Raw genomic sequence first — 16,575 nt, 5'->3', positions numbered from 1 at the left:
GTGACGATCTGGCCGCCCTCCTCGATCATCCCGCGGAAGATCGCGCCCGGCACGCCAAGGCAGTCGCGCACGCGATCGAAGCGCTGCGCACAGCTCGCCCGCCAGAACCACAGATCACCGACGACGTCGCGCAGTGGCTCGCCCCGCGGGCCGTGCGTGTGCTGCACGCCGACGGCATCCGCACGCTCGCCGATCTGACCGTGCGCATCCCGCGTCGCCGCCAGTGGTGGAAAGCGGTGCCCGGCCTCGGCGTCGCCAGCGCCCGCGCCATCGAGACATTCTTCGCGGCCTGGCCCGCTCTCACGGAAAAGGCGCGGGTGCTCCTGCTCGCGAGCCGCCGCGCCGAACTCGTGCCGTGGGAATCGCTGCAGATACCGCATGAAGTTGACGGCTCCCAGGGGACATTTCGGGCGCCGAAGGCCACCTGCGCGCTCGACGCCGGCAACGACTATGAAGCGGTGCAGACCTGGCTTGCCCTGCACGAATCCCCCGCCACGCAGCGCACCTACCGCAAGGAGGCCGAGCGACTGATCCTGTGGGCGATCGTCGAGCGCGGCCGGGCACTGTCCTCGCTCACGACGGAAGATGCGATCGCGTATCGCGCGTTCCTGCGCCACCCGTCGCCGCGCGCCCGCTGGGTGGGCCCGGTGCGGCCGCGCACGTCACCGGACTGGCGTCCCTTCAACGGCAGCCTGTCGGCCCGCTCGGTCGCGCACGCGTTGTCGATTCTGGGCGCGCTGTTCCGTTGGCTGATCGAGCAGCGCTACGTGCTTGCCAATCCGTTCGCCGGCGTGAAGGTGCGGGAGGCCAGCGGCGCCAACGTGCTGGACACGTCCCACGCTTTCACCGAGGGCGAATGGGCGCTCGTGCGCACGAGCGCCGATGGACTCGAGTGGTCGTATGGCTGGTCAGCCCCGGCCGCACACAGGCTGCGCTTCCTACTGGACTTCGGCTACGCGACGGGGCTGCGGGCGAGCGAGCTGGTCGGCGCGACGCTCGGACACGTCGAGACCGATGCGCGCGGCGATCACTGGCTGCGCGTGACCGGCAAGGGAAAGAAGCTGGCGCGCGTCGCGTTGCCGCCACTCGCGTGGGAGGCACTCGCGCGGTACCTGGCCGAACGCAAGCTGCCGATCGCACCGGCTCGCTGGCGGCCGGAAACGCCGATCATCGGCAGGCTCGAGGCGGAGAGCGTCGCGGCGATCAGCAGCGCGCGTCTCTGGGGTGTGCTCAGACGCTTCTTCCTGCTCGCCGCGCAGGCTATCGAAGGCGATCATCCGCCGCTTGCGGAGAAGCTGCGGCGCGCGAGTCCGCACTGGATGCGCCACACGCACGCGACCCATGCGCTCGGGCGCGGCGCTGAACTGACGACCGTGCGGGACAATCTGCAGCACGCGTCTGTGTCGACGACGTCGATCTATCTGCACAGTGATGAGGTGAAGCGGGCACGACAGATCGGGGAGGCTTTTGCCAGTGACAGACGCAAGTAGTCAGCGCGCAACCGGCGTTGAGAACCGCGGCCTTCCATGCAGTCCGACGTGGCGCGCCATAACCAGCGACGCGCAAACTTGGCCTGCACCCGAAATGCAAAAGCTGTGCAAAAATCATCGTGACCTGATCGGAAGCGCCGTGCCCGCCACCTATGGAAACCGTCGAACTTGAGCCGCAGGTGCTTGCCAATCGCCGCGGCGTGGCATTTTCTCTTGTCTTCCAGAACCGCCCGGTCGAATGCGTCATCACGATCGCGGCGTTGGAAGCGCATTTCTGGCTTGAGGCACGCGCAGGCGACAGCGCATCCTCAAAAAATTTCGTGATGGCTACGGGCGCATCCGGGCGATAGCCGAACGGAAGTTGCTTGCCAGCCCCGCAGCACGACTTGAGTTGACGCCAGCAGTTTTCTCGCGCCCCTGAGACACCGGTTTCGCTTGAGACGCGTCCTTCACCTCACATCCCGGAATCGACTCCGATAGCGCGCTCAGCTGGTCTGCGGTCAGTTGAGCGGCGGGTTCGCGGCTCACAAGTGAAGTCGCTTTGATGGAAGCATCCTAGCCGTTGCCAAGCACGTGCATCCCGCCGCGAGGGCAAGCCGGCGCGGTCGCTTTTTTGTGAGCTGGTTTTGGGGCGAAGCCCGAGCAGGAGGTCGGAAGACTCGGACCGTTAGTTGCACGTCTGAACTGCAGACATTGAATGGCAGCGACCGTGGCGATGTGCTTGCAACGCCTGACACTTCGCCGCACATTGCATGGGACTGTTCGCGCTAAAGCGGATCCCCGGGGGCAACGGGTCATCGAGTACAGGGGAATTGCCCGGCTGGCGACGCGCCGCCGAAGCTGGCCACACGTTCGTGTTCGGCCTGTCTGACGGACGTGTGATCGACGGCAGCCGTGGTGGCAATAGCGCCCGCTTCATGAACCATGCGTGAACGCTTTATCGACCCGTGCGCCTTTGACGTACGTCAGAACAAAAACGTACACCCTATTGCTGGAACTGACGGCTGGTCCAGAATTTTGCGGGTGGCGCGAAGCATGGCATACTATGCGCATGATTCATGCACATAGGAAATGCTCATGATCAATACAACTGTGGGGCGGCCGGACGCCACGAAACGTGTCGCTAAAGCGCATGCCCCGGCAACGACAACGCGCAAACCTACCAACGTTTCGCTTCCGACAGATCTCCTCGAACGCGCCAAGGAATTGAAAATCAACGTTTCGCGCGCAAGCGAACGCGGCTTGCGCGAAGAAGTTCAAGCAGCCGAGGCTCGCGCCTGGGAGGAAAAGAACGCTGATTTCATCGCGGAAATGAATGCGCGTATCGAGCGCGATGGCTTGCCCCTCGAAGAGCACCGGATGTTTTGATGGCGCGTTTTGACCTTTACAAAAATCCTTCGTCAAGATCGAAAGCTATCTCACCGTTTCTGCTGGACGTGCAGAGTGACCATCTCGGCAACCTCATATCGCGTGTCGTCATTCCCTTGACACGAGTAACCGGCAACTACACGGCAAGCAAGGTTGCGCAGGATCTCTCGCCCATATTCGAAATTGAGGGAGAACAGTTCGTACTGGAAACGCCATTGCTCGGCGCGTTCAGGACAGGGGATCTGGGTCCGGCAATTGGCACGCTCAAAAATGATCAGGAACGGATCAGTGCCGCGCTTGATTGTCTGTTCGGCGCTTTTTGATCCAACTTCCGGCGGCGCACCGCCCCACACCAACGCTCCGGCATTGGCAGTACACGTGCCATTTACCGCCCATCGGGATGTCGTCGAACCATGTTGGTCAGCAATGCTGAGTCAGCGTAAACCCGCCGCAGCGCAGACGGTCCCATGCGCAATGTCTTCGGCATCTGATTCAGACACTGCGCGCCCCGATATTTGAGCTTGGCCTCCTGGCGCTGCAGACGACCTGATCGCGATTTTTTTGGCGCATTGCGGAACGACAGGCGCCCTCCCCTCCGCCGTCATGTGTATGTTTCCGCTTTACCGGCGGCTATTCCCGGCGTTACGGTCATCCAGCCCCGCGTCCTAAGGACGCATAGTTCGGCCACAACTGACGCTCGTGTGTCGACTCTGACAAGCCCGTTTACGGCTGCTCACCGGGCGTTCCTCGAGGAACTGCGGCGAACGCCCGCTACCTAGTTTCACGAATGCGTACTGTCGGACCCAATACAGCCGCTCGATCCAATGTGCGCGAACGTCGGCTCCGCAAACACAGGCCGTCGTCGAGCCGTCCGACCACGCTCTGCAGGGGATCTCAAACGGCAACGCCGCAGGCCGGCTTCTTGCTGTTCCTCGCAGACTGCACCAATCGACACTCATCGTTCGGGACTGACATGCGCCTGTTGCATCACCTCGTTGTTTCAATGGTTTTACCGCTAGCCTCTTGCGCGCTCGAACCATCAGGTCCAATTGATGGGGGCTTCGGCACGTCGCCCGCCATGCCGCCTCCGGAATCGTCGTTGGTTCCAATGGTTAACATCGCGACGATTCAGGCGCGCCCCGACGGTTTCACGCCCACGGCTCCCGCCGGCTTTTTGGTCACCAAGTTTGCCGGTGCCCTCGCGCACCCGCGCTGGCTTTACACGCTGCCCAATGGCGACATACTGGTAGCGGAGACCGACGCGCCACAGGAACACGATGAAGGCAGCGGCTCGTTCGGCTGGATCAGAAAACAGGTCATGAAGCATGCCGGCGCCGGTGTGCCAAGCCCCGATCGCATTGTGCTATTGCGCGGCGGGGACGACAGCGGCGTCGCGACAACGCAGACCATCTTTTTGCGACACCTGCACTCTCCGTTCGGGATGGCGCTGATTGGCAATCAACTCTATGTTGCCGATACGGACGCTCTGCTGCGCTTCGACTATGTGAGGGGCGTCACCCAGATCACGAGCCCCGGCGTCAAAGTTGCCGAGTTGCCGGCCGGCCCGATCAACCATCACTGGACCAAGAATATCCTCGCCGATCGCTCCGGCAAGCACCTATACATTACAGTGGGATCGAACAGTAACGCAGGGGAAAATGGAGTCGCCGCCGAAGAAGGCCGCGCGCGAATCCTTAAGTTCGACGTGGACAGTGGGCGTTTGCGGCCGTACGCGACAGGGTTGCGTAACCCCAACGGGCTTTCCTGGCAACCGGACAGCGGCGCGCTGTGGACAGCGGTCAACGAGCGGGACGATCTCGGCAACAACCTCGTTCCGGATTACATGACCGACGTAAAAGACGGGGCGTTCTACGGTTTTCCATATAGCTATTACGGCCAGCACATCGACACCCGCGTCAAGCCGCAACGCCCCGATATGGTAGCGAAGGCCATCGCGCCTGACTATGCGCTCGGCAACCATACGGCTTCGCTAGGTCTGGTGTTTTACGACCGCTCGCTGTTCCCGCCTCATTATCGTGGCGGCGCATTTGTTGGCCAGCACGGATCGTGGAATCGTAAACCGCGTTCCGGGTACAAAGTCGTGTTCGTGCCATTTGTCGATGGAAAACCTGCCGGTGTACCTGAAGACTTCCTGAGCGGCTTTCTGACAGCGGACGGCTACGCCGTGGGTCGACCCGTTGGCGTCGCACTAGACACGCACGGTGCCCTGCTCGTTGCTGACGACGTCGGCAACGCCGTATGGCGGATAGCGCCGAGTAACAACGTCAAGTCTGCTGACACCGCCCCGGAAGGAAGATGACACAACGCCCCTTCTTCGTTGCGAACCCTGTCGGAACCGCTTCATCCGTCAGAGCTGTATGCCGGAGCCAGCTCATGCGTCGGGCTGGCCCGCATCGTCTCGTCCGCCGGCAACCTGCGAACGAGCTAACGTCTCATTGCCCCATAGTCCGACATTCTTCGGCGCAACGCCGACAGGCTTTCGCGCGCTGTTTGCAGTGTTCGTGCTGATGCTTCTCGCACTCATATGCGCAGGCGTCGCAGTTCGGCGCGCACAACAAGCAAACTTCCTTCGCGCGACTGCTACCACGAGCCATGACAGCAGACGCGAACCGGCAAATGTCCGCGCAGTCCATATCCGACTTGATGCATGCCGCCATCTCAGCCACGTTCTGTTCGGTAAGGCAGGCCATTGCGCAATGGGCGCAAGCGGCTGCGCATGCGTCACAGGCCTGTATGCACGATTCGTATTGCTGTTGTGCCAACTGATCCTCCGAAAGTTGATACGGCGGTCATTTGCCGGCTCGCTGAGCGTCGTGCGCATGTCGCAGGCCCGCAAACCCATGCGGATTGGCGTCGAGGTCCGTGTGGAACAGCGCATTTGCAACCGAGACTACATTTTTTCTTCACGCCTGAACGAAGTAGCCACCAGTTAACGAGATAGCTGTTACAAAGCCTGCAAGCATGGGCGAGCTGCATAGCGAACCAGAACTCCGGGCTTGCAACTTTCGCGATGCCCCTAAAGCCATCTTGAACCACAGAAAGTGGCTGATGGCCATCAGCCCATACATGCTGACGGGGCAGCATGAGCAAGTGATCGCGGAGTTCGCCGAAAACGCCATTCAACCTGAAGATGTCCGGTCGAGAACGTTCCATCGCCCTGCCCGGATCGCTGCGTCGTGTGCGAAATTCAGGGTGGCGGCGAGCGTATCGACGGTGCCTCCTCCACCATCCAGGTTCATGGCAGCGACGGTTCCGCGCTGTGTGACCTGGCCGCCATTGGCTACCAGCCAGACGTGACCGTCGCGCGTCGCGGTGCCGGTTGCGCGAATATGCGAGCCACCACCTGCGAGGGCATAAATGTTGCCATCGGCCGCTTCGAGATTGATCTGGGCGGCCAGCGTCGCACCCCGATCGATCACGGTGCCCTTGTTGCCGGTCTGCACGAATAGCTGCCTGCCGCTCGACGAATCGGACAGCATCACCTGTTGTCCAACCACGTACTCGACGGTGCCATTCGATGCGCTGACCGAGCCCGCGTTGACCACGACATCAGATACACGCTGCCCGTTGCATTCAGACTGCCCAGAAGCACAGACGGCGTACTGGCCGTCACGCGATTGAGCGTTGCGCCCGAACCGTTGTTGAACGTGACGATGTTCCCTTACCGATCGAGAAACTGGTCCAGTCGATCACGCCACGGGTCGAACCAGGTTGCGTGATGGTGAGCGAGCCGCACTGACTTCCGATGGTTCCCGCACCGGCAACATAATGGCCGCCTTGCGGAAGCACACCACCGGCAAAGGCCGCGTGCGCCAACGACAAGCCGACGAGAGAGGCAGCAATGACAGGCGTGATGTGTTGAGACGGTTGCCGACGAGTCAGGGCACGACGTAGCGGCTCGCCAGATGACAAAGGTGCCATATGGCCCCCTTCGACAGAAGTTGGGCGCCATCGGCCCGCAGTCCCACTGGGGTCGTGTAAGCCGTGACTACTCCACAAGCAGAATACTAGTCAGCTTGTCTGAGTCACGCTAATACAAGTGGTCTATGGAACACCCTGACTGATCCGGACCAGGTCTTGTATCCATGACCAGTATTACTGTCTCGTCATCTTCATTGCCTGCATACGCCGTCCCACACCCAAAAAGGGCAATCTACCGCAATGCCTTCGAAGGTGGACCATGGGATCTGACAGACCGCAATTTCTGCGAAGCACATGCGCCTCGTTAACCTGGCCTTAAGTTACCCAGGAGTACGCTGACCACATGAAGATTCCGCGGCTCTCGTCCAAAGCGTGACCTTGCTAAGCACGAGATAAATTTCGCGTTACAGACTTCTCTCAAGTTCTTCTCACTGACCAACCGAACTGGAGGCATCCATGAAATCGACTTTCTCCGCAATCGGCGCTGTTGGCATCCTGCTCGCACCACTTCTGTGTTGAGCTCAGCCAGCGCAATCTCCGACGCGCGCTGAAGTTCACGCCCAGCTGATCCAGCTTGAAAACGCAGGCTATAACCCGGCAAAACGCGACGAGGCCACCTACCCAGCCGATATCCAGAAAGCTGAAGCACGAGTTGCTACACGTGGGACGGCCAACGACTATTCGACATCGGGCATGGGCACGACTACTGGCAGCACTGCGGAATCCGGCGGACATCGAGCGATGCGAGGCACCACGTCGACGCTGTACGAACATCATTGAGCGGGTCTCAAGGGGCGAGCCAACACCGACTGACAAAACGTCCCGGCGCACGCGTTGCTCTGCGGCTCAAACGCGAGACTTCCGTTGCGTTCAGCCATCCGCTCAGGCAAAACACGGCTTCGACAGCAGTAAAATGAGGTAAGCGTCATGAACACGATCCCCAAGGCAATCGCCCTTATCGTTTGCGTTTCTGTACCGGCTGTATCGTTCGCTCAAACGTCGAACGATCCGACGACGCGCGCCCAGGTCAGGGCCCAACTCGTCCAGCTCGAACACGCCGGCTACAAGCCCACCAAGCTGCACTACCCCGCGGACATCCAGGCGGCCGAAGCCCGAATCGGAGCCCGGACTCAGCCAGCAGCAAACGGTAATGCAGGCTACGGCACCCCGGCCGCGGGCTCGTCGCAGTCTGGAAATCATGCATCGAATGCCAGAATGCAACAGTCTTACAACCACCCCTGATTGCCCTCCTCGCGGCACAATTGGATGCGCATATTGCTGGCAGAAGACGATCCGCTGATCGGTAACGGCTTGCAGCAAGGCCTGCAGACGGCAGGCTTTGCCGTCGACTGGACCACCGACGGCGACGCGGCCGCGCTCGCGCTGAACACCACCTCATACGGGCTCGTCCTGCTCGACCTGGGCCTGCCAAAGCAGGACGGCCTGACGTTGCTCGCGAGGCTACGTGCTCGCAACGTCGATACGCCCGTCATCATCATTACCGCGCGCGATGCCGTTCCGGAGCGCGTCGCGGGACTCGACGGCGGCGCCGACGACTACATCGTCAAGCCGTTCGCGCTGGACGAGTTGCTCGCTCGCATGCGCGTCGTGCATCGCCGCCAGGCTGGCCGGGCAAAGTCCACGTTACAGGTTGGTGCGCTGCGGCTCGAACCCGCGCAGCACCGGCTATGGCTCCACGACGATGAAATATCGGTGACGAGCCGCGAATTCGCGCTATTGGTCGAACTGATGCACTACCCGGCCGTCATCGTGTCGCGTGAACAGCTGGAGGAACGGCTATACGGCTGGAACGAAGAGATCGAGAGCAACGCGATCCAGGTGCATGTTCATAACCTGCGTCGCAAGCTGGGCGCAGGCGCGATTCGCACCGTACGCGGCGTCGGATACCAGATTGGAGAGATCGCATGAGATCGCTGCGCCGACGTCTGCTGATGTGGCTGCTGCCGGCCACCCTGCTGATGGGCCTGCTTGCGAGCGCTGCAACGTATTGGGGCGCGCTAGCGGAACTCGACGAACTGCTCTACGATCAGCTAAAAGCTGTCGCGCAACATGTCGTCGTCGAGCCCGATGGGCGTCTTTCGCTGCGTGGCATGCAGGGCGCCAACGAAGACCGACTGTCAGGCGAGCAGTCGCATGCGGTGTTGCTGCAGGTCTGGCAAGGTACGACACGCGTGTTCAGCAGCGACCTCGATTCGCCGTTGCCGCCGCCCACGGGTGCGGGCCTCGCCGACCTGACCGTCAACGGCCACTTGTGGCATACGTATGTTTCGCGTAATGGCGATATGCTCGTGCGCGTCGCGCAGGTCAAGCGGGCACGCTGGGAAGCGTTGGCCGAGATCGCGATGCATCTGTTCTGGCCGGTACTGTCGCTGCTGCCGGTACTCGCGCTCTTTCTGTGGTTCGGTATCGGCAATGGTTTGAGGCCACTGCGCGATATCGCCGCGAATCTGAAGCGGCGCGATGCGCACAACATGCAGGAAATCGACACCGCTGCGATGCCCGGGGAGGTCAAGCCGCTCGTTGACGCGCTCAACGATCTGCTGGTTCGGCTCGATCGTGCGTTTACCGCGCAGCGCGACTTCATCGCCGACGCTGCGCATGAGCTTCGCACACCGATCATGGGGCTGGGCCTGCAGGTCGACTTATTGCCAAAAGCGACAAATCGCGACGAACGCGAAGCCATCATCCGGCAGATCGGCGTGGGCACGGCACGCCTCGCTCATCTCGCCGAACAGTTACTGACACTGGCGAGACTCGCACCAGAGTCGAACCCGCCAGCCTTTGACGTGGTAGATCTAACTTCGCTTGCGCGCGCGGTCGTTGGCGAGCGCGCGCGTCTCGCCGAGGCAGCCCGTCTCGACCTTGGTCTCGTTGCTCCAACCGCCGTCAAGATTCGCGGCAACACAGACGGCCTTCGCATCCTGCTCAATAACCTCGTCGATAACGCGATCCGTTATGCCGGCGAGCATGCGCGCGTCGATGTCCATGTCGAAATGGAAGGCGGCTGTGGGACCTTGGAAGTTTGCGACACGGGCCCGGGGATTCCCGAAAATGATCGCGAGCGTGTCTGGGAACGCTTCTATCGCGGCAATGGACATGCCGCGCCCGGCAGTGGTCTGGGCCTGTCGATCGTCAGGCGCATCGCGGAGCAGCACGGCGCCGTCCTCTCGCTCGGCAGGGGAGCGAACGGCCGTGGGCTGCAGGTCCATCTGCGCTTCCCGCCAGCTGGTCCTGAAGACCGGACACCGGACATGCGACGAACCACAGGCATTGACGCGTCTGTCGCGTCGACGGAAGACACCGTCAGGCCGTAGTGCGAATCGACACTTTGCGTCGCACCTTGACGTTCCTGGCCGCGATCCCCTATCGGCCAGTCGCCACTCGAGCAATGGAAATGCAAAGTACCAATGGTCCGATCCGCTGATGTTTCACTCCCTTATCGGCAAGGACCCCGCCCCAAGGCATCGTCTCTTTTGGGCGCATCGGCTGCGAGCCGGGGCAATCCTCGGCACATGCGACAGCGGCAAACACCGTCGAACCGTGATAGCCGTACTGAGTCCGATAGCTTCCGGCTCAGACCTTCGACGCAACGCCCGGCTTACAGATGTCGGAACACTGCGCTCGCCAAACTACGCAGTTCGTCGAACTGCGTGACGAGTTGAATGCAGAGAATAAAGCCCAGCATCGCCGAAGGCGATGGGTAGCGTTCGATCCATCGCAGCAGCAGAGTCGCATAGCGCACGCGGATCGCACCTCGCGTCATGATCAAGGTGATCGCGATTCCGAGAGCCGTGCCCCCCAGCAAATCGGTCGGGTAGTGCAAGCCGAGATAGGCGCGCGGGAGACAAATGAACAGCGCAGTATAGAGAATCGCCAGCACACCAATGCGCCGCCACACGAGAAAGATGCCGGTCGCGATGGCCATCCATAACATTGCGTGATCGCTTGGGAACGAACTCCAGTCTGCCAACCCCGTGCCCATGGCCGAGCGGCTTGCGAACTGCAGATGAAGGTCGGTGTTGTAAAGGGGGCGCACTCTGAAGGGCAACCAGTGAGTCAGCAGTCTTGCGACGAACAGCGCCACGACTCCACTGAGAACCGTCGCGACAACCATTTCGCGCCGCCATTCTCGGTGCTCGTCTTGCTGGAACCACATCCACCACAGCACGGGAATAAGAACGAGGCCTTTCCAGGTGTACAGGCCTGCGATGGCTTGTATGGATTGGGTCGAGAAATGACTGAAATGGATATTGGAAAGATATGTTTCGATCAACGCATCAAATCTATTCATTTCTATTTCTGCCATCGTCGGCTGCGATCCGCGTGCCCGTTGACGAGAACTCGGCGCGTTGCATGATTTGCAGTCGAGCAGTCGCTGTGAAAACGGTCAGGTTTTTGTCCCGAGGGCACTCCCACCGTCCGCTGTTCTGCCGGCAAAACCAAGATGGAGACGGAGCGGGAAGCGTAATGCCGCGCCCGACGTTCGCTGACCTGGTATGTTGTGGTTTCGATGCTCACAGGCGGAACGCGTTGCTAGCGTGTATGCGTATGCCGCGCAACCTGCGAGGCGCACCGATGCCACGAACGCGAGGATTGCTGCGGCGGCCCACAATTGAAATCGGGGCGTCTCAAATACTGCCTCGTCCGCGCCGAATATCTCGATGCAGATAAGCACGACAACCTGAATAAGCATCGCTCCAGCGGCCGCAGTTTTAAGGTATGTTCGAGCAACGCCAATGGCACGTCGTTTCAAGATGGCCTCACGACAGGTTACGCGGATACAAGGTCACCGAGTCCGGTTTTCTGAACAAAAACTCTAATGGTGGAAGCTGAAGGTTTACTGAAGGCGCCCTAACCGCTACGTGTCGTGGACAACACGCTTCTGCAGGGAAATCGGGAATGAACATCGCGCGACGGCAGCCGACGCGCGCTGATCTGGCGATAGCGGCCCGAGGATTCGCAGTTTGAGAGGCTGATCCGGAAAAACGCGTGGGTACCTCGAGCGCACTCAAGCGTGGCTGCACGGCTTTCGCCGTCTGCGCTCCAGGAAGACCCTGCACTAAGAAACGCCAGCCGAACGATTCCACTGACTACTGCATCTACCGCTTGAATCCGGCAACCGATTTCCTTCATCGGCTCTCGTGCAACCTACTGTGGCGAGGCGGGATGACCCATCCTGTATTCCTGTTGCCACATCATGTTGTTGATCATTTCCTGTTGCATTTGGAGGTACTGGTCGGTCATATACTGCCTCTGCCGCAATTGCTCCGGAGTGAGATGTGAGTAGTACCCGCCCATGTGCCCCCAACCGCCTCCCATCATTCCTGGAGCCATCATGCCGGAACCCATTCCACCCTCTCCCCTCGTTCCTGGCCCCCACATCCTTCGCATCATGGCCATTGCCGTCTGCATGGTGGCCCAGTGTTTCTGCAGAAGCTTCTGGCGTACCTATGGATCCGTGGTCTGACGGATCTGATTCATCTGGGACTCCATCGTCTTCATCAGTTCATTGAACTGGGTCAGGCTCTTGTCGAACGCAGCCGTATCGGGATTCGGAGACTTTGACGCGCTTTGCGGCGCAGCTGTGTCCTTGGACGCGGCCAGCAGCGCTGGTGAAGTCAGCGCGCCGAAGAGGGCTAGAGCAAGTAGGAAGGCTCTCATAGGAAATCTCCGGGTAAGGCGATGGCAGCTGGTGCAGATCTGTTCTCAGCTTCAACACTACACACCGTTCGGCACCGTTCATTGATGCGCGTCAAAGCACTCGCCCGTCGCAACCAGCGTGTCCACCGTTGCGAAGTTCGGCGATAAGGAGGAGCAAACTTGCCACCGCAGCCGACGCGGCACGGGGAGCAGCGATGATGCAGCGCTTAAGAATCCGGTAAGGAAGGCCCCACAAGATGGTCGATATCTACCGGAGAAACTCTTGAGCACATTGCTTTTTTCGGCGCGGGGATTGCGCGTAGCGCTCCTGCTGATTCCGACCGCTACTGCAGCGGCTACATCCAATGCTGCCACGCCGTCGGAGCTTCTGGGCGCGTACCAGGCGCAATCGGGCGGCGCAACGCCACTCGCTTCGCGCGGACAGCAGTTCTTTAACGCATTGCATGGTCGCGAGTGGACTTGCGCTGCCTGCCACGGCGCAGTGCCCACACAAACGGGGAAACATGCCGCCACGGGCAAGGCAATCGCGCCTCTGGCTCCCGCGTTCAACCCGGAGCGATTTACGGACGCAACGAAGACCGAGAAATGGTTTCGACGCAATTGCAACGACGTCGTCGGACGGGAGTGCACGGCAGCCGAGAAAGCAGACCTGCTAGCCTGGCTCTTGACGCTCAAGCCATAGGCCAACTCTCGCTTCTGCAACGAAAGCCTTTCCGCCACAGGACCGTTTCCCATGCCGTTTGATCTCGTGCCCCGTTTTGCGGCAGTGTCCGTTGTCGCTTTGCTGGCTTCACTGGCGGTTTCCGACGTAGTGGCCGAAGCTGACGACACGCGTACCCAAATCAATCTGCTGCCGAAGTATCGGCAGGAATGCGCGACCTGTCATATCGCCTACCCGCCTGTCATGCTGCCGCCGGCATCGTGGCAGCGCATTCTGGGCAATCTGTCCCACCATTTCGGCTCCGATGCCTCGCTCGACGCCGACTCCGTCCACCAGATTTCGACGTGGCTTACGGCACATTCGTCAGGCAATGCGGACGCGCGCGCCGCGCCGCCTGAGGACCGTATTACCCGCTCGACGTGGTTCCAACATGACCATGCGGAGGTGCCCGCCTCCGTATGGAAACGGCCGGCGGTCAAGAGCGCATCGAATTGTGCCGCCTGCCATACCCGTGCCGACCAAGGAAACTTCGATGAACACTTCATCCACCTGCCGCAATGACAGCGACGCAGAGCGAGCCGCAGACCGCGGCATCCTGGTTTGGGATGCACCTGTACGTGTGTTCCATTGGCTGTTCACAGTCTGCTTTGCCGGAGCATGGCTGACCGCGGAAAGCGAGCATTGGCGGCTGGTTCATGTCACGTTAGGCTACACCGCAGGTGGTCTCGTGATTTTTCGACTCGCGTGGGGAGTGATTGGCACGAGGTACGCCCGTTTCTCCAGCTTCGTTCGCGGACCCGCTCGCGTGTCGCGTTACATGCTTGGCCTGTTGCACGGCCACCCGCAACGTTATATTGGCCACAATCCGGCGGGCGCCGTCGCCATCGTCGCCATCCTTGCATCGGCATGTGCGTTGACCATCACCGGTTGGGCGTCCTATAACGATACGGGCGGAACGTGGCTCGGTGAGCTCCACGAGGGCTTGGCGAACGTGATGCTGATCCTGGTCGGGGTGCATATAGCGGGCGTTGTCGTGAGTAGCTGGCTGCATCGGGAGAACCTGATTGGCGCGATGTTCCGCGGACGCAAGACCGGGAAACCTGACGAAGCGATCCGGTATGCCCGGCGAGGCGTTGCCGCGCTGATGCTGGCCGTTGTGCTCGCATTCTGGTGGTGGCAATGGCACGAAGCGCCGGCATCGCTTCTGTCCGCACGCGATGCAACTTCCGCGCAGCAAACCCGTCACAGTGACAGCGATGACTGACATCACCCGTGAGTGACCCGGAAAATGCGCATACTGCTCATCGAAGACGATCCATTGCTTGGCGATGGCGTTCGTGCCGGCCTGCGGCAGGCCGGGTTCCAGGTCGACTGGGTGCGCGATGGCAACGCTGCGGAAACTGAATTGCGTACCCGGTCATACGCGGCAGCAGTCCTCGATCTCGGGCTGCCTCGTAAGGATGGCATCGAAGTGCTATCGTCGGTGCGTCGCGCGGGCGTGACCTTGCCCGTACTTGTGCTGACCGCGCGCGACACCGTTTCCGACCGTGTCCGTGGACTCGACATCGGCGCCGACGACTATGTGGTCAAACCCGTCGACCTGCAGGAACTCGCAGCCCGGCTGCGGGCATTGGTGCGTCGTGCACACGGCCAGGCGCGGGAAACTTTGAAGGTGCAAAACGTCACGCTCGAACTCGCCACGCGATGCGTCTATCGGAATCAGGAGCCGGTAACCCTCTCCGCACGCGAATTCGACCTGTTGCAGATCCTGATGCTGAACGCGGACCGTGTGCTGTCTCGTGAGCAGCTTGAACAGGCCATCTACGGTTGGGGGCAGGAAGTGGAAAGCAACGCGGTGGAAGTGCACATCCATCGCCTGCGGGCCAAGCTCGGCAGCGACCTGATCAAAACAGTTCGTGGCGTCGGCTACGTGCTGATGCGGGAGGCTGCCACCACGTGATGATCCGGCCGCGCTCACTGCAGGGCCGTCTGCTCGTACTCGTGATCGGGGTCGTGGTCGGCGTCTGGCTGATTACCGCGCTGTTCATCTGGCGCGACGCACGCGGCGAACTCGACGAACTGCTCGACAGTCATCTCGCCCAGGCAGCGGCGCTACTGGTCATCCAGCAAACTCAATCGATCGACGACGATGACACGATCGATTCGCGTGTGCCCCACCCGTACGCGCCCAAGGTTGCGTTTCAGATCTTTCATGAGGGGCAGGCGGTCCTGCGTTCCGCCAACGCTCCAACAGCCCCCATGATTCCCGTGGATCGACAGATCGACCAGGGTTTCGCAACCGTGCAAATCAACGGTGAAGCGTGGCGGGTGTTTTCCACCGGCGGGCCGCATGAAGACACACGCGTGTATGTTGGTGAGCGTGTCGATTCGCGTACTTCGATACTGCTTGCAGTATTGCGCGGCACGTTGTGGCCTATGGCAGTTGCGTTACCGCTTTTCGGGTTGGTCACCTGGTGGGCCGTGCGGCGAGGCGTAGCGCCGCTCAAACGGCTGGGTCGTACGATCGCCCTGCGTGGTCCCGATGACCTTGCGCCTGTCGTGATGACGCAAACGCCCGCCGAAATGTCCCCGGTGCTCGACGCCCTCAACCATCTCTTCATCCGCATTCAGACAGTCTGGGAAGCAGAGCGCCGGTTCACTGCGGATGCGGCTCATGAGTTGCGCACGCCGATCGCGGCGATTCGAACCCAGGCCCAGGTTGCGCTGGCCGAAACAGATGATGCGCTTCGCCAGCATGCATTGCGCGCTACGCTGGAAGGGTGTGACCGGGCAACGCGGCTGGTGAACCAGTTGCTGGTTCTATCACGGCTCGAGTCTGGGGCGACTCTCGAACTGACCGTGGTTGATCTGAGCGCGCTGGTGCAACGCGTGGTCGCGGAACTGGCGCCGACGGCGATCACGAAGCGTCAGTCGCTGGAATTCGACGGTGCGAAACTGTGCCGCGTCACGGGCGACGAAATGCTGCTCGCGGCTCTGGTGCGCAATCTCGTGGACAATGCCATCCGCTATAGCCCGCCCGGCGCATCGGTCCTGATCAAAACCGAAAACGGCAAAGACGGAGCAGTCCTGTCGGTCGAGGACAGCGGTCCCGGGCTCGCGGACTCGGACCGCCCGCGACTGGGGGAGCGTTTCTTTCGCGTGCCAGGCACGGCGGAAAGCGGCAGTGGACTCGGCTGGTCGATCGTGCAACGGATCGTCGACCTTCACGCGGCGTCGGTCGACGTGCGGCGCTCCAGTGCCCTCAGGGGGCTCCAGGTCCAGGTCAGGTGGCGCCCGGCCGGGAACTGATCGACCTCCTCGCGATGCCAGCACTTGGCTCGAACCTGTCCCGGGCGATCCGGACCCGATCAATGACCCGGGCCGAAGAGTTGACTCTGGTCAACCGCCATTGCATGTTCGACGGTAGGATGC

Annotated in this window: 14 protein-coding genes and 3 pseudogenes; 14 read left to right on the top strand and 3 right to left on the bottom strand. The window is 61.2% G+C overall.

What is annotated here, in order from left to right; translation table 11 throughout:
* The 5 genes and pseudogenes from GCT19_RS22885 to GCT19_RS22860 form a co-directional block, all read left to right on the top strand.
* On the top strand, nt 1-1,490 hold a 1,490-nt coding region (locus GCT19_RS22885; protein WP_152853175.1), incomplete at its 5' end, for a site-specific integrase.
* Nucleotides 1,491-1,642: 152 nt separating this feature from the next.
* A pseudogene (locus GCT19_RS22880) lies at nt 1,643-1,911 on the top strand (DUF1488 family protein).
* A 656-nt stretch (nt 1,912-2,567) separates the two neighbouring features.
* A complete protein-coding gene (locus tag GCT19_RS22870; RefSeq protein ID WP_152853174.1) occupies nt 2,568-2,858 on the top strand; it encodes a type II toxin-antitoxin system CcdA family antitoxin in 291 nt (96 codons plus the stop codon).
* The gene (locus GCT19_RS22865; RefSeq protein ID WP_018433042.1) at nt 2,858-3,181 is read left to right on the top strand and encodes a CcdB family protein; all 324 of its coding nucleotides are present in this window, start codon (nt 2,858-2,860) and stop codon (nt 3,179-3,181) included. Before GCT19_RS22870 ends, GCT19_RS22865 begins: the two co-directional genes overlap by 1 nt.
* Nucleotides 3,182-3,831: 650 nt before the next feature.
* Nucleotides 3,832-5,178 carry a PQQ-dependent sugar dehydrogenase gene (locus GCT19_RS22860; protein WP_035490415.1) on the top strand — a complete coding sequence of 449 codons (1,347 nt, stop codon included), beginning with the start codon at nt 3,832-3,834 and terminating at the stop codon, nt 5,176-5,178.
* An 844-nt stretch (nt 5,179-6,022) separates the two neighbouring features.
* On the opposite strand, the pseudogene GCT19_RS22845 reads toward GCT19_RS22860, so the two are convergent.
* A pseudogene (locus GCT19_RS22845) lies at nt 6,023-6,800 on the bottom strand (filamentous hemagglutinin N-terminal domain-containing protein); the annotation flags it as partial.
* Between the two features lie 534 nt (nt 6,801-7,334).
* On the opposite strand from GCT19_RS22845, the pseudogene GCT19_RS22840 reads away from it, so the two are divergent.
* The 4 genes and pseudogenes from GCT19_RS22840 to GCT19_RS22825 form a co-directional block, all read left to right on the top strand.
* Nucleotides 7,335-7,580, top strand: a pseudogene (locus GCT19_RS22840) (DUF4148 domain-containing protein); the annotation flags it as partial.
* Nucleotides 7,581-7,727: 147 nt separating this feature from the next.
* Nucleotides 7,728-8,042, top strand: a complete 315-nt coding sequence (locus GCT19_RS22835; protein WP_018433039.1) for a DUF4148 domain-containing protein — start codon at nt 7,728-7,730, stop codon at nt 8,040-8,042.
* A 24-nt stretch (nt 8,043-8,066) separates the two neighbouring features.
* Nucleotides 8,067-8,729, top strand: a complete 663-nt coding sequence (locus GCT19_RS22830) for a response regulator (RefSeq protein WP_018433038.1) — start codon at nt 8,067-8,069, stop codon at nt 8,727-8,729.
* Nucleotides 8,726-10,135, top strand: coding sequence for a sensor histidine kinase (locus tag GCT19_RS22825; protein ID WP_018433037.1), 1,410 nt, complete (start codon nt 8,726-8,728; stop codon nt 10,133-10,135). The genes GCT19_RS22830 and GCT19_RS22825 overlap by 4 nt, the downstream gene beginning before the upstream one ends.
* A 284-nt stretch (nt 10,136-10,419) precedes the next feature.
* On the opposite strand, the gene GCT19_RS22820 is transcribed toward GCT19_RS22825, so the two are convergent.
* Complete coding sequence (locus GCT19_RS22820) at nt 10,420-11,112, bottom strand: phosphatase PAP2 family protein (protein WP_026228211.1); 693 nt, start codon at nt 11,110-11,112, stop codon at nt 10,420-10,422.
* A 1,157-nt stretch (nt 11,113-12,269) separates the two neighbouring features.
* A complete protein-coding gene (locus tag GCT19_RS43465; protein WP_018433034.1) occupies nt 12,270-12,482 on the bottom strand; it encodes a hypothetical protein in 213 nt (70 codons plus the stop codon).
* A gap of 307 nt (nt 12,483-12,789) precedes the next feature.
* Here GCT19_RS43465 and GCT19_RS22810 point away from each other — a divergent pair, with 307 nt between their 5' ends.
* Genes GCT19_RS22810 through GCT19_RS22790 form a run of 5 tightly spaced genes read left to right on the top strand, consistent with a single transcriptional unit; the run spans nt 12,790 to nt 16,452 of the window.
* Nucleotides 12,790-13,164, top strand: a complete 375-nt coding sequence (locus GCT19_RS22810; RefSeq protein ID WP_375791998.1) for a DUF1924 domain-containing protein — start codon at nt 12,790-12,792, stop codon at nt 13,162-13,164.
* A gap of 51 nt (nt 13,165-13,215) precedes the next feature.
* Nucleotides 13,216-13,704, top strand: coding sequence for a diheme cytochrome c (locus tag GCT19_RS22805; protein WP_152853173.1), 489 nt, complete (start codon nt 13,216-13,218; stop codon nt 13,702-13,704).
* On the top strand, nt 13,676-14,407 hold the full coding sequence (locus GCT19_RS22800) for a cytochrome b/b6 domain-containing protein (RefSeq protein WP_026228210.1): 732 nt from the start codon (nt 13,676-13,678) through the stop codon (nt 14,405-14,407). Before GCT19_RS22805 ends, GCT19_RS22800 begins: the two co-directional genes overlap by 29 nt.
* Nucleotides 14,408-14,431: 24 nt before the next feature.
* On the top strand, nt 14,432-15,103 hold the full coding sequence (locus tag GCT19_RS22795; RefSeq protein ID WP_152853185.1) for a response regulator: 672 nt from the start codon (nt 14,432-14,434) through the stop codon (nt 15,101-15,103).
* Nucleotides 15,103-16,452, top strand: a complete 1,350-nt coding sequence (locus GCT19_RS22790) for an ATP-binding protein (protein WP_018433030.1) — start codon at nt 15,103-15,105, stop codon at nt 16,450-16,452. The genes GCT19_RS22795 and GCT19_RS22790 overlap by 1 nt, the downstream gene beginning before the upstream one ends.
* Nucleotides 16,453-16,575: the final 123 nt, after the last annotated feature.

The organism is Paraburkholderia atlantica (assembly GCF_009362785.1).
Lineage (GTDB): Bacteria > Pseudomonadota > Gammaproteobacteria > Burkholderiales > Burkholderiaceae > Paraburkholderia > Paraburkholderia atlantica.
This window is presented reverse-complemented; position numbering and strand designations above follow the sequence as displayed.

Coding starts and splice junctions, on each gene's coding strand:
- GCT19_RS22790 (WP_018433030.1), top strand. CDS start 15,103: ATGATCCGGCCGCGCTCACTGCAGGGCCGTCTGCTCGTACTCGTGATC.
- GCT19_RS22800 (WP_026228210.1), top strand. CDS start 13,676: ATGAACACTTCATCCACCTGCCGCAATGACAGCGACGCAGAGCGAGCC.
- GCT19_RS22795 (WP_152853185.1), top strand. CDS start 14,432: ATGCGCATACTGCTCATCGAAGACGATCCATTGCTTGGCGATGGCGTT.
- GCT19_RS22860 (WP_035490415.1), top strand. CDS start 3,832: ATGCGCCTGTTGCATCACCTCGTTGTTTCAATGGTTTTACCGCTAGCC.
- GCT19_RS43465 (WP_018433034.1), bottom strand. CDS start 12,482: ATGAGAGCCTTCCTACTTGCTCTAGCCCTCTTCGGCGCGCTGACTTCA.
- GCT19_RS22865 (WP_018433042.1), top strand. CDS start 2,858: ATGGCGCGTTTTGACCTTTACAAAAATCCTTCGTCAAGATCGAAAGCT.
- GCT19_RS22820 (WP_026228211.1), bottom strand. CDS start 11,112: ATGAATAGATTTGATGCGTTGATCGAAACATATCTTTCCAATATCCAT.
- GCT19_RS22825 (WP_018433037.1), top strand. CDS start 8,726: ATGAGATCGCTGCGCCGACGTCTGCTGATGTGGCTGCTGCCGGCCACC.
- GCT19_RS22870 (WP_152853174.1), top strand. CDS start 2,568: ATGATCAATACAACTGTGGGGCGGCCGGACGCCACGAAACGTGTCGCT.
- GCT19_RS22835 (WP_018433039.1), top strand. CDS start 7,728: ATGAACACGATCCCCAAGGCAATCGCCCTTATCGTTTGCGTTTCTGTA.
- GCT19_RS22805 (WP_152853173.1), top strand. CDS start 13,216: ATGCCGTTTGATCTCGTGCCCCGTTTTGCGGCAGTGTCCGTTGTCGCT.
- GCT19_RS22830 (WP_018433038.1), top strand. CDS start 8,067: ATGCGCATATTGCTGGCAGAAGACGATCCGCTGATCGGTAACGGCTTG.